This is a genomic window from Cupriavidus sp. 2TAF22 (genome assembly GCF_052115045.1).
In the GTDB taxonomy this organism is placed as follows: domain Bacteria; phylum Pseudomonadota; class Gammaproteobacteria; order Burkholderiales; family Burkholderiaceae; genus Cupriavidus.
Genome location: NZ_JBFRFX010000006.1, coordinates 61,046 through 73,396, shown reverse-complemented (window position 1 = coordinate 73,396; position 12,351 = coordinate 61,046). Strand labels below are relative to the sequence as shown.

At 67.8% G+C, this 12,351-nt stretch carries 8 protein-coding genes; 4 read left to right on the top strand and 4 right to left on the bottom strand.

What is annotated here, in order from left to right; translation table 11 throughout:
- The 4 genes from AB4Z48_RS09345 to AB4Z48_RS09330 all read right to left on the bottom strand — a co-directional run bounded on the left by AB4Z48_RS09345 (position 1) and on the right by AB4Z48_RS09330 (position 4,849).
- Positions 1–894, bottom strand: coding sequence for an AAA family ATPase (locus AB4Z48_RS09345; protein WP_441613641.1), 894 nt, complete (start codon positions 892–894; stop codon positions 1–3).
- 262 nt (positions 895–1,156) lie between these two features.
- The gene (locus tag AB4Z48_RS09340) at positions 1,157–1,957 is read right to left on the bottom strand and encodes an FAD binding domain-containing protein (RefSeq protein WP_441613640.1); all 801 of its coding nucleotides are present in this window, start codon (positions 1,955–1,957) and stop codon (positions 1,157–1,159) included.
- Between the two features lie 14 nt (positions 1,958–1,971).
- Complete coding sequence (locus tag AB4Z48_RS09335; protein ID WP_441613639.1) at positions 1,972–4,350, bottom strand: xanthine dehydrogenase family protein molybdopterin-binding subunit; 2,379 nt, start codon at positions 4,348–4,350, stop codon at positions 1,972–1,974.
- 10 nt (positions 4,351–4,360) lie between these two features.
- Positions 4,361–4,849 (bottom strand): (2Fe-2S)-binding protein, encoded by a 489-nt coding sequence (locus AB4Z48_RS09330; protein WP_441613638.1) that lies wholly within the window; start codon positions 4,847–4,849, stop codon positions 4,361–4,363.
- A gap of 324 nt (positions 4,850–5,173) precedes the next feature.
- Between AB4Z48_RS09330 and AB4Z48_RS09325 the strand changes: the two genes are divergently transcribed.
- The 4 genes from AB4Z48_RS09325 to AB4Z48_RS09310 all read left to right on the top strand — a co-directional run bounded on the left by AB4Z48_RS09325 (position 5,174) and on the right by AB4Z48_RS09310 (position 12,326).
- Complete coding sequence (locus AB4Z48_RS09325; RefSeq protein ID WP_441613637.1) at positions 5,174–5,752, top strand: YqaA family protein; 579 nt, start codon at positions 5,174–5,176, stop codon at positions 5,750–5,752.
- Between the two features lie 156 nt (positions 5,753–5,908).
- Positions 5,909–9,883: a DUF3683 domain-containing protein gene (locus AB4Z48_RS09320; protein WP_441613636.1), complete on the top strand. Its 3,975-nt coding sequence runs from the start codon at positions 5,909–5,911 to the stop codon at positions 9,881–9,883.
- Positions 9,880–10,314 carry an HIT family protein gene (locus AB4Z48_RS09315; RefSeq protein WP_441613635.1) on the top strand — a complete coding sequence of 145 codons (435 nt, stop codon included), beginning with the start codon at positions 9,880–9,882 and terminating at the stop codon, positions 10,312–10,314. Before AB4Z48_RS09320 ends, AB4Z48_RS09315 begins: the two co-directional genes overlap by 4 nt.
- 137 nt (positions 10,315–10,451) lie before the next feature.
- The gene (locus AB4Z48_RS09310; protein WP_441613634.1) at positions 10,452–12,326 is read left to right on the top strand and encodes an ABC transporter ATP-binding protein/permease; all 1,875 of its coding nucleotides are present in this window, start codon (positions 10,452–10,454) and stop codon (positions 12,324–12,326) included.
- The last annotated feature ends 25 nt before the right edge of the window (positions 12,327–12,351 follow it).

The window sequence follows — 12,351 nt, the reverse complement described above, 5'->3', positions numbered from 1 at the left end:
TCAGGCTCCCGGCGGGCTGGCCAGCAGTTCGGCCACGGTGGGGCCGTCCACGCGGGCCAGGTCGTCCTGGTACTTCAGCAGCACGCCCAGGGTGTCGCGCACCGATTGCGGGTCGAGCTCGGTCACGCCGAGCGCGGCCAGCGCGCGGCACCAGTCGATCGCCTCGGCGATGCCGGGCGCCTTGAACAGATCGATGCCGCGCAATCCGTGGACGAAGTCGATGGCCTCGTGCTGCAGCGCGGCCGCGGCCTCTGGCGCGCGCGCGGCCACGATCTGCAGTTCGCGCTCGCGCTGCGGATAGCCCATCCACTGGTACAGGCAGCGGCGCTTGAGTGCGTCGTGCACCTCGCGGGTGCGGTTGGACGTGACCACGATCAGCGGGGCTTGCTCGGCCTGCACCACGCCGATCTCGGGAATCGAGACCTGGTATTCGGACAGCACTTCCAGCAGGAAGGCCTCGAACGGCTCGTCGGCACGGTCGATCTCGTCGATCAGCAGCACGCGCGGCATGTCCGGCGCCGCCGGGTCGGGCAGCAGCGATTCCAGCAGGGGACGCTTGAGCAGGAAATCGTCATGGTAGAGCGATTGCGCCTCGGGCCGCTCGCCGCGCGCCTCCGCCAGGCGCAGCGCCATGATCTGGCGCGGATAGTCCCATTCGTACAGCGCGCTGGACGCATCCAGGCCTTCGTAGCATTGCAGGCGCAGCAGCCGCGTGCCGAGCGCGCCCGCGATGGCGCGCGCCAGCGCCGTCTTGCCTACGCCGGGCTCGCCTTCCAGGAAGAGCGGGCGTTGCATGCGAAGCGCCAGGTAGAGCACGGTGGCGGTCTCGCGGTCGGCGAAATATTGCTGCGCCTCCAGCAGGGCGGCGGTGTGGTCGATGGACGTGGGGAGCATGGTGGGATGTGATGCCGGGTGCTGGAAAGGGCGGTGATTCGATGTGATAGGCGGTTGGCGCTGTGAGTGCCTGCCCTCTCCCCCGGCGCTGCTGCCGTGGACGGGAGAGAGGAGAAAGCCGGCGGGCCGCCCGCTTCTCTGTACGGTCCTCCCGCGCTTCCTGCCCGCGGTCGGTCCGTTCCCCTCTCCTGCTTGCCCACTTGCGGGAGCGGGGCCGGGGGAGAGGGCGGGCGCCCGATACGGCGAAGGCGCCCGCCTTGCCTCAGCCCTGGCTGGCCTGTTCCACCGCCCTGGCAGCCAGCACCGGGATCAGATGCGCCCGGTACTCCGCCGACGCGTGCAGGTCGGTGCTCAGCCGGCTCGCATCCACTGTCGCCGCGCGCGCCGCGGCCGGCGTGAAGCTGGCGGACAACGCCTGCTCCAGCGGCGCGCAGCGGAACACGCTGTCGGCCGCGCCGGTGACCGCCACGCGTACCGTCTTGCCGAAGCGCGCCACCATCACGCCCACCAGCGCGAAACGCGAGGCCGGGTTGCGGAACTTCACATAGGCAGCCTGCTCGGGCAGCGGGAACCGTACCGCGGTGATCAGTTCGTCGGGTTCGAGCGCCGTTTCGTAGAGCCCCTTGAAGAAGTTGTCGGCGGTGATATTGCGGCGGTCGGTCACCACCGTGGCGTTCAGGGCAAGCACCGCGGCCGGATAGYAGGCGGCGGGATCGTCGTTGGCCAGCGAGCCGCCCAGCGTGCCCATGGCGCGCACCTGGCGATCGCCGATGCCGCCCGCCAGCGCGGCCAGCGCGGGAATCGCCCTGGCCACCTCGGCACTGGCCGCCACATCGGCATGGCGCGCGGCCCCGCCGATCACCAGTTCGCCGTTGTCCATGCGGATATCGGCCATGCCGGCGATGCGCGACACGTCCACCAGCGCCGAAGGCGCCGCCAGCCGCAGCTTCATCGCGGCCAGCAGGCTCTGGCCGCCGCCGAGGAACTTGGCGTCGGCATCGGCCTTGAGCCGGGCCACCGCGGACTTGGCATCGGCGGCGCGTTCGAAATTGAATGCGTACATGGTCTGCCTCCGATTCAGTTGGCGGTTTGCGCTTGGCGGATCGCCTGCCACACGCGATGCGGCGTGGCGGGCATCTGGATGTCGCGCACGCCCAGCGGCGCGAGCGCATCCACCAGCGCATTGATGAAGGCCGGCGGCGAGCCGATGGCGCCGGCCTCCCCGCAGCCCTTCACACCCAGCGGGTTGTGCGTGCAGGGCGTGCCCTTGGCGGTCTCCACGGTGAAGTCCGGCAGGTCGTCGGCGCGCGGCATGGCGTAGTCCATGTAGGAGCCGGTCAGCAGCTGGCCGCTGTCGTCGTAGATGCATTGCTCCAGCATCGCCTGGCCGAGCCCCTGGCCAATGCCGCCGTGCACCTGCCCTTCCACGATCATCGGGTTGATGATGTTGCCGAAATCGTCCACCGCGGTGAACTTGACCACATGGCTCTCGCCGGTGTCCGGGTCCACTTCCACCTCGCAGATATAGGCGCCGGACGGGTAGGTGAAGTTGGTCGGGTCGTAGAAGGCGTTCTCGTTGAGGCCGGGTTCGAGCTTGTCGAGCGGATAGTTGTGCGGCACGTAGGCCGTCAGCGCGATCTCGCCGAAGGTCTTGCTGCGGTCGGTGCCGGCCACGCTGAATACGCCGTCCTTGAACTCGATGTCGGCATCGGAGGCTTCCAGCAGGTGGGCCGCGATCTTCTTGGCCTTGGCCTCGATCTTGTCGAGCGCCTTCATGATGGCCGAGCCGCCCACCGCCAGCGAGCGCGAGCCATAGGTGCCCATGCCGAAGGGCACGCGGCCCGTATCGCCGTGCACGATCTCCACCGCGTCGAGCGCGATGCCCAGGCGGTCCGCCACCACCTGCGCGAAGGTGGTTTCATGCCCTTGGCCATGGCTGTGCGAGCCGGTGAACACCGTCACGGTGCCGGTCGGGTGGACACGGATCTCGCCCACTTCGAACAGCCCCGCGCGCGCGCCCAGCGCGCCGGCGATATTCGAAGGCGCCAGCCCGCAGGCCTCGATGTAGCAGGAATAGCCCAGGCCGCGCAGCTTGCCGCGCTGCTTTGCTTCGTCCCTGCGCGCGGGGAAACCCTTCACGTCGGCGAGTTCCTGCGCGCGCGCCAGGCACGGCTCGTAGTCGCCGGTGTCGTACGTCAGGCCGACCGGGGTGGCATAGGGGAACTCGCGGATGAAGTTCTTGCGGCGCAGTTCGGCCGGGTCCATCTTCAGCTCGCGCGCGGCGGCTTCCACCAGCCGCTCGACCACATAGGTGGCTTCCGGGCGTCCGGCGCCGCGGTAGGCGTCCACCGGCGCGGTGTTGGTGAATACGGCACGCACCTCGGCGTAGATGGCAGGCGTGGTGTACTGCCCGGCCAGCAGCGTGGCGTAGAGGATGGTGGGCACGCTCGAAGCGAAGGTCGAGAGGTATGCGCCCATGTTGGCGGTGGTGTGCACCCGCATCGCCAGGAACTTGCCGTCGGCATCCAGCGCCAGTTCGGCCTTGGTGACGTGGTCGCGCCCGTGCGCGTCGGTGAGGAAGGATTCCGAGCGCTCGGCGGTCCATTTGATCGGGCGCTTTACCTTCTTCGAGGCCCAGGTCAGCGCCACGTCTTCCGCGTACAGGAAGATCTTGGAGCCGAAGCCGCCGCCGACGTCCGGTGCGATGATGCGCAGCCGCGATTCGGGCAGGCCCAGCACGAAGGCGCCCATCAGCAGGCGTTCCACGTGCGGGTTCTGGTTGGCGACGTAGACGGTGTAGCTGTCATCTTGCCGGGTGTAGCTGGCGTTGACGGCGCGCGGCTCGATGGCGTTCGGGATCAGGCGGTTGTTGACGATATCCAGCGTCGTCACGTGCGCGGCCCTGGCGAAGGCGGCGTCGGTGGCGGCGCGGTCGCCGTGGCCCCACACATAGCTGGTGTTCTGCGGCACGTCGTCGTGCACCAGCGCACCGGCGGACGCGGCCTGCGCGGTGTGGACCACGGCTTCCAGCTCTTCGTAGTCCACCTCGATCTTTTCGGCGGCGTCCTTGGCCTGCTGCAGGGTCTCGGCCACCACCAGCGCGACCTGGTCGCCCACGTGGCGGGCCTTGCCTTGCGCCAGCACCGGGTGCGGCGGCTCCTTCATCGGGCTGCCGTCGATGCTGTGGATCAGCCAGCCGCAGGGCAGGCCGCCGACCTTGTCGGCGGCGATGTCGTCGCCGGTGAAGATGGCGATCACGCCGGGCGAGGCCAGGGCCTCGGTCTTGTCGATGGAGGCGATGCGCGCGTGCGCGTGCGGCGAGCGCAGGAAGTAGCCGTAGCTCTGCTGCGGCAGGACGACGTCGTCGGTGTACTGGCCGTTGCCGGTCAGGAAGCGGTAGTCTTCCTTGCGCCTGACCGAGGCGCCGATGAGGTGCTGGTTGTCGGGTGCGTTCATGGCTGTCCCCTTATTCGGCGCTGGCGGTGGCGCCACGCATCGCAGCCTGGCCTTCCTGCACGGCGCGCACGATATTGTGGTAGCCGGTGCAGCGGCACAGGTTGCCGTCGAGCTGCGCGCGGATGGCGGTGGCGTCGGCATTCGGCTGCGCCTTGACGAGCGCGGTGGCACTCATCACCATGCCGGGCGTGCAGAAGCCGCACTGCAGGCCGTGGCAGTTGCGGAAGGCTTCCTGCATCGGGTGGAGCTGGCCTTCGGGGGCCAGGCCCTCGATGGTGGTGATGGTGGTGCCGTCCGCCTGGGCTGCCAGCAGGTTGCACGACTTGACCGCGCGGCCGTCCAGGTGCACGGTGCAGGCGCCGCACTGGGCGGTGTCGCAGCCCACATGGGTGCCGGTGAGCCGGAGGTGCTCGCGCAGGAACTGGACGAGAAGGGTGGTGGGGTCTACCTGGGCGTCGATGATGCGGCCGTTGACGGTCAGGCGGATAGGAATCGCCATGCTTGTCTCCATGTGGGTGGACACGTGCATGACCAATCCGCGAATCCCGAAATGCTGCGCGGGACTGGCCACGACGCGTTACTGCCGTTTGCTGGTGACGGCTATTTCGTGATGTTGGTACTGCGGGTGCTGCGGCTGCTAGGGTGCGGCGGGCGCCGACAATGGAATCCATGCGGCAAAAAACGGCCAGACCGCGACTGGACCGCGAACGTTTATCCGCGTCAGGCTCTAACAGTTAATCACAAATCAACCGTGTATGCCATGCGGGTTGCCCCCTTGCGGCGGGCCCCGGGGCAGCGCGGCACTACAGGACGGCTTTTGCCCATGGAAGGCTTCATCGACTGGTTGTTCGGCACCGTGGCCCTGCCCAAGGTGGGGCTGCCGGCCATCTTCGTGGTCAGCCTGATATCGGCCACGCTGCTGCCGCTGGGCTCCGAGCCGGCCGTATTCGGCTACATCAAGCTCAACCCCCACATGTTCTGGCCGGCTATCGTGGTGGCCACGCTGGGCAACACCATCGGCGGCGCCATCGACTGGTGGCTGGGCTACGCGGCCAAGCTGGCGCTGGTGCGCTACCGCAAGCATCGCCAGCAGCGCGAGCACGAAACGGAGCACGCGGAGCACCGGCGCCATCCGCGCCAGCCGCGCAGGCCGGCGCTCGACAAGCGCTACTTCCGCTGGATGCGCCGCCTGGGCCCGCCCACCCTGCTGGCCTCCTGGCTGCCGGGTATTGGTGATCCTCTGTGCACATTGGCGGGGTGGTTGCGGCTGCCATTCTGGCCTAGCCTTGTATACATGGCGATCGGCAAGTTCCTGCGCTACCTCGCCATGACCGGCGCCCTGCTGACGGTGCCGGACAGCTTCTGGCGTGGTATCGGCGCCGGCCTCAGAAGCCTGTTCTAGAGCGGATTCGCGGGTGCGGGCGGGTTGGCGGGAGCGGCGGGGGGTATTCCATTCCCGCATGCTGCGGTGCGGCGAAAGCAGGCCTTGAAGTACAATTGCCCTTTAAAGACGATCCGGCGCACCGTCCCCGTGCGCTACAGGTAGCGGTCCCTCCCCATGAACGCCCCACTCGTGCTCGATGCCAAACTCGCCGCGCAGGATGCCCCGCCGCGCCTGCGTGAGATCCCCTATAACTACACGTCTTTCTCGGATCGCGAGATCGTCATCCGGCTGCTGGGCGAAGAGGCCTGGCGCATCCTGGACGAACTGCGGAGCGAACGCCGCACCGGCCGCTCGGCCCGCATGCTGTACGAAGTCCTGGGCGATATCTGGGTGGTGCGCCGCAACCCGTACCTGCAGGACGACCTGCTCGAGAATCCCAAGCGCCGCCAGATGCTGGTGACGGCGCTGCATCACCGCCTGTCCGAAGTGGAGAAGCGCCGTGCCGCCGACCGTGCCGAGCACGCCGAGCCGGCCGCCGAAGGCCGTTCCCACCGCGTCGAGCAGCTGGTGAGCTTTGCCAAGCAGGCCATCGAGGACTTCAAGCAGGAATTCGCCGACGCCTACGAGCTGCGCAAGCGCACCCAGCGCGTGCTGGGACGCATCACGCAGAAGGACAACATCAAGTTCGACGGCCTGTCGCGCGTCTCGCATGTGACCGACGCGACCGACTGGCGCGTGGAATATCCCTTTGTCGTCCTCACCCCGGACACCGAGGAAGAGATCGCCGGCATGGTCAAGGGCTGCTTCGAGCTGGGCCTGACCATCATCCCGCGCGGAGGCGGCACCGGTTATACCGGCGGCGCCGTGCCGCTGACGCCGATGAGCGCGGTGATCAACACCGAGAAGCTGGAACAGCTCGGGCCGGTCGAGCAGACCGACCTGCCGGGCGTGTCGCACAAGGTCGGCACCATTTTCTCCGGCGCCGGCGTGGTGACGCGCCGCGTGGCGGATGCCGCCGACAAGGCAGGGCTGGTGTTCGCGGTCGACCCGACCTCGATCGATGCGTCGTGCATCGGCGGCAACGTGGCCATGAACGCCGGTGGCAAGAAGGCCGTGCTGTGGGGCACCGCGCTCGACAACCTGGCCTGGTGGCGCATGGTGGACCCGGAAGGCAACTGGCTGGAAGTCACCCGGCTGGACCACAACCTGGGCAAGATCCATGACGTGCCGGTCGCCACCTTCGAGCTGAAGTGGTCGGACGGCAACCGCGCGCCCGGCGAAAAGCCGCTGCGCACGGAAACCCTTGCCATCGAAGGGCGCAAGTTCCGCAAGGAAGGCCTGGGCAAGGACGTCACCGACAAGTTCCTGGCCGGCCTGCCCGGCATCCAGAAGGAAGGCTGCGACGGCATCATCACCAGCGCCCGCTGGATCCTGCATCGCATGCCGGCGCACGTGCGCACGGTCTGCCTGGAATTCTTCGGCCAGGCCCGCGACGCCATCCCCAGCATCGTCGAGATCAAGGACTACCTGGACGCCGAGTCGCGCACGCCGGGCGGTGCCATCCTGGCCGGCCTGGAACACCTGGACGAACGCTACCTGCGCGCGGTCGGCTACGCCACCAAGAGCAAGCGCAACGCCTTCCCGAAGATGGTGCTGATCGGCGACATCGTCGGCGACGACCAGGACGCGGTGGCCCGCGCCACCTCGGAAGTCATCCGCATGGCCAACGGCAAGAGCGGCGAAGGCTTTGTCGCGGTCAGCCCCGAGGCGCGCAAGAAATTCTGGCTGGACCGTTCCCGCACCGCCGCCATCGCCAAGCACACCAACGCCTTCAAGATCAACGAAGACGTGGTGATCCCGCTGCCGCGCATGGGCGAGTACACCGACGGCATCGAGCGCATCAATATCGAGCTGTCGATCAAGAACAAGCTCAAGCTGACCGACGCGCTGGAAGCCTTCTTCGCGCGCGGCAACCTGCCGCTGGGCCGCAGCGACGACGCCAACGAGATCCCCAGCGCCGAGCTGCTCGAAGACCGCGTGCAGCACGCGCTGCAGTTGCTGCGCGAGATCCGCTCGCGCTGGATCTACCTGCAGGACCACCTCGACACGCCGCTGGCCACCGCGCGCGCCGCGCTGATCGGCCACGGCCTGGGCCTGCTCGGACCGGCCTTCGAGGCGCGCCTCGCGCAGCAGCCGGACGCCAACGTGTTCCACCTGCTGCAGGACCGCACCATCCGCGTGTCGTGGAAGAGCGAAGTGCGCGCCGAACTGCGCAATATCTTCAACGGCGGCGAGTTCAAGCCCATCCTGGACGAGGCGCAGAAGATCCACAAGCAGGTGCTGCGCGGGCGCGTCTTCGTGGCCCTGCACATGCACGCCGGCGACGGCAACGTGCACACCAACATCCCGGTCAACTCCGACGACTACGACATGCTGCAGGACGCCCACCGCGCGGTGGCCCGCATCATGGCGCTGGCGCGCTCGCTCGACGGCGTGATTTCCGGCGAGCACGGCATCGGCATCACCAAGCTGGAGTTCCTGACCGAGGACGAGATCGGCGAGTTCCGCCAGTACAAGCAGCGCGTGGATCCGCAGGGCCGCTTCAACAAGGGCAAGCTGCTGCCGGGCGCGGACCTGCGCAATGCGTACACGCCGTCGTTCGGCCTGATGGGGCATGAGTCCATCATCATGCAGCAGAGCGATATCGGCGCCATTGCCGACAGCGTCAAGGACTGCCTGCGCTGCGGCAAGTGCAAGCCGGTGTGCGCCACCCACGTGCCGCGTGCCAACCTGCTGTACAGCCCGCGCAACAAGATCCTGGCGACCTCGCTGCTGGTGGAGGCCTTCCTGTACGAGGAGCAGACCCGGCGCGGCATCTCGATCAAGCACTGGGACGAGTTCTCCGACGTGGCCGACCACTGCACGGTCTGCCACAAGTGCGTGACGCCGTGCCCGGTCAAGATCGATTTCGGCGACGTGTCGATGAACATGCGCAACCTGCTGCGCAAGATGGGGCAGAAGAAATTCAACCCCGGCACGGCGGCGTCGATGTTCTTCCTCAACGCCACCAGCCCGCAGACCATCAACATGACCCGCAAGGTCATGATCGACTGGGGCTACAAGGCGCAGCGCCTGGGCAACGACCTGCTCAAGAAGCTGGCGAAGAAGCAGACCGCGCAGCCGCCCGCCACGGTGGGCCGCGCGCCGGTGCAGGAGCAGGTGATCCACTTCATCAACAAGAAGATGCCGGGCAACCTGCCCAAGAAGACCGCGCGCGCGCTGCTCGATATCGAGGACAACGAGATCGTGCCGATCATCCGCGACCCGAAGCGGACCTCGCCCGAGACCGAGGCGGTGTTCTACTTCCCGGGCTGCGGCTCGGAGCGGCTGTTCTCGCAGGTCGGCCTGGCCACGCAGGCCATGCTGTGGCATGTGGGCGTGCAGACCGTGCTGCCGCCGGGCTACCTGTGCTGCGGCTACCCGCAGCGCGGCAACGGCCAGTACGACAAGGCCGAGAAGATGGTCACCGACAACCGGGTGCTGTTCCACCGGGTCGCCAATACGCTCAACTACCTCGACATCAAGACCGTGGTGGTGAGCTGCGGCACCTGCTACGACCAGCTCGCCGGCTATGAATTCGACAAGATCTTCCCCGGCTGCCGCATCATCGACATCCACGAGTACCTGCTCGAGAAGGGCGTCAAGCTGGAAGGCGTGACCGGTACGCGCTACATGTACCACGATCCCTGCCACACCCCGATCAAGACCATGGACCCCACCAAGCTCGTCAACGAGCTGATGGGCGGCAACGAAGGCGGCGGCAAGATCGAGAAGAACGAGCGTTGCTGCGGCGAATCGGGCACGCTGGCGGTCAGCCGCCCGGACATCTCCACGCAGATCCGCTTCCGCAAGGAAGAGGAGATGACCAGGGGCGCGGACAAGCTGCGCACCGACGGCTTCGCCGGTGACGTCAAGATCCTGACCAGCTGCCCGTCCTGCCTGCAAGGCCTGTCGCGCTACAAGGAAGATGCCACCGTCACGGCCGACTACATCGTGGTCGAGATGGCCAAGCACCTGCTGGGCGAGAACTGGATGCCCGACTACGTCGCCAAGGCCAACTCGGGCGGCATCGAGCGGGTGCTGGTGTGACGCGCGCCGCTGCCTGCCCGCTGTGCCAGTCCGACGGCGGCGAACTGGTCTGGCGCGGCGAGCGCGCCCGGGTCATCCTGGTCGAGCACGAGCGCTTCCCGGGCTTCTGCCGCGTGGTCTGGAACGACCATGTGGCCGAGCAGACCGACCTCTCCGACGAGGACCAGGCCTGGCTGATGCGCCTGGTGGCGCGCGTGGAGCGCACGGTGCGCGACGTGATGACGCCAGACAAGGTCAACCTGGCCGCTTTCGGCAACATGGTGCCGCACCTGCACTGGCATATCATTCCGCGCTATCGCTGGGACACGCATTTCCCGGAAGCCGTGTGGGCCGCGCCGCAGCGCGAGGCCGATGCCGCGCGGGTGGCGGAGCTGGCGTCGCGGTTGCCGGTGCTGCGCGATGCGCTGGCGGGCATCGCGGACGCCGGCTAGGGCGCGTCCACGCCGGGCCGGCGCAACGCGTTGAAGGGGTCACGGAACCTGGCACGCGCTGCCGGCTTCTAAGAGGCTAATATCTCCCACTAGCGCAGGCCGCCGGCCGTGCGTGTCCTGCTTGCGCGAAAGGTGCCATGTCCACACCGACCTCCGTTACCGTTCCCGGCCCGGCCGTACCGGCCCGTGCCCTCAAGATCCAGAGCCGCCTGCGCGTGGTCGAGACCTGGGATCTGATCAAGCCCTACTGGGGATCCGAGGACCGCAAGGCCGGGCTCGGGCTGCTGGGCTTCGTGGTGGCGCTCAACCTCGGCATCGTCTATATCAACGTGCTGCTCAACGAGTGGAACCGGGTGTTCTACAACGCGCTGGAGCAGCATGACTACACCTCCTTCAAGGAGTTGCTGATCCGCTTTTCGTGGATTGCGGGCTTCTTCATCGTGGCGGCCATCTCGCGGCAGTACTACACCATGATGCTGCAGATGCGCTGGCGGACCTGGATGACCGGCCAGTTCATGGAACACTGGCTCAGCCACCAGGCCTACTACCGCATCGAGCAGACCCACGCCACCGACAACCCCGACCAGCGGCTGGCCGATGACCTGCGCTCCTTTACCGACGGCGCGCTGACGCTCTCGCTGGGCTTGCTCAATTCGGTGGTGACGCTGGTGTCCTTCGTCGGCATCCTGTGGGCGGTGTCGGGGCCGATCAGCTTCGCGCTGGGCGGCAGCACCGTCACCATCCCCGGCTATATGGTGTGGTTCGCGGTGGGCTACGCGGTGATCGGCTCGCTGATCGCTCACCTGGTGGGGCGCCCGCTGATCGGCCTGAACTTCCAGCAGGAGCAGTACGAGGCGGACTTCCGTTTCACGCTGGTGCGCCTGCGCGAGAACAGCGAGCCGGTGGCGCTGTACCGCGGCGAGCCGACCGAGCAGGCCGGCCTGCACTCGCGCTTCGACCGCATCCGCGCCAACTGGAACCAGCTGATGCGCTACACGCGGCGGCTGACCTTCGTGAATTCCGGCTACAGCCAGTTCGCCATCATCTTCCCGCTGATCGTCGCGGCGCCGCGCTACTTCGCCGGCAAGATGACGCTGGGCGGGCTGATGCAGATGAGCTCCGCCTTCGGGCAGGTGCAGGGCGCGCTGTCCTGGTTCGTCGACAGCTACGCCACGCTGGTCGGCTGGAAGGCCGCGGCCAACCGGCTGATCGATTTCCGCGATGCCATCCGCGTGGCCGAGCGCCAGGACCAGGAACACACCGGCGTGCGCGATATCGAGGTCGACCAGGCCGACGCCGAGGCCATCCGCATCGATTCGCTGGCGCTGGCGCTGCCGGTGCGCACCACGATCCGCGGCGAGATCCTGCAGCGCCCGCTGGTGGCGCCGTTCTCGCTGCAGATCGCGCCCGGCGAGCGCTGGCTGGTGAGCGGGCCTTCGGGCTGCGGCAAGAGCGTGCTGTTCCGCGCGCTGGCCGGTATCTGGCCTTATGGCAGCGGCACGGTGGCAATGCCGCGCGCGGCGCGCATGCTGTTCCTGCCGCAGCGCAGCTACCTGCCGATCGGCTCGCTGGCCGACGCGCTGGCCTATCCGGACGCCGGCACCGTGCACAGCCGGGAATCGCTGCAGGCAGTGCTGGTCCAGGCCAGGCTGGGCGCGCTGACCGGGCAGCTCGACGTATTCGACAACTGGTCGCTGCGGCTGTCGCCGGGCGAGCAGCAGCGGCTGGCCTTTGCGCGCGCGCTGCTGCAAAGGCCGGATTACCTGTTCCTCGACGAAGCCACCAGCGCGCTCGACGAGGAAACCGAGGAAGCGATGTACCGCCTGATGGTGGAGTCGCTGCCCGGCGCGGCCATCGTCAGCATCGCCCACCGCAGCACGGTGGCGGCATTCCATGGCCGCCGGCTGCGCTATGTGGCCGCGGACGGGGCGCACTGGGAAGCGGACCAGAGCCGGCAAAGTGGGCAAGGCGAGGCGGCTGCGGTAAGCTATCGGGTCGTACACGAAGCGTGAGGGCGGTGCGGCCGCAATCTGCGGC

Excerpts from the sequence above, each read along its gene's own strand:
- AB4Z48_RS09345 (WP_441613641.1), bottom strand. The coding sequence starts at position 894 with ATGCTCCCCACGTCCATCGACCACACCGCCGCCCTGCTGGAGGCGCAG.
- AB4Z48_RS09335 (WP_441613639.1), bottom strand. The coding sequence starts at position 4,350 with ATGAACGCACCCGACAACCAGCACCTCATCGGCGCCTCGGTCAGGCGC.
- AB4Z48_RS09330 (WP_441613638.1), bottom strand. The coding sequence starts at position 4,849 with ATGGCGATTCCTATCCGCCTGACCGTCAACGGCCGCATCATCGACGCC.
- AB4Z48_RS09325 (WP_441613637.1), top strand. The coding sequence starts at position 5,174 with ATGGAAGGCTTCATCGACTGGTTGTTCGGCACCGTGGCCCTGCCCAAG.
- AB4Z48_RS09320 (WP_441613636.1), top strand. The coding sequence starts at position 5,909 with ATGAACGCCCCACTCGTGCTCGATGCCAAACTCGCCGCGCAGGATGCC.
- AB4Z48_RS09310 (WP_441613634.1), top strand. The coding sequence starts at position 10,452 with ATGTCCACACCGACCTCCGTTACCGTTCCCGGCCCGGCCGTACCGGCC.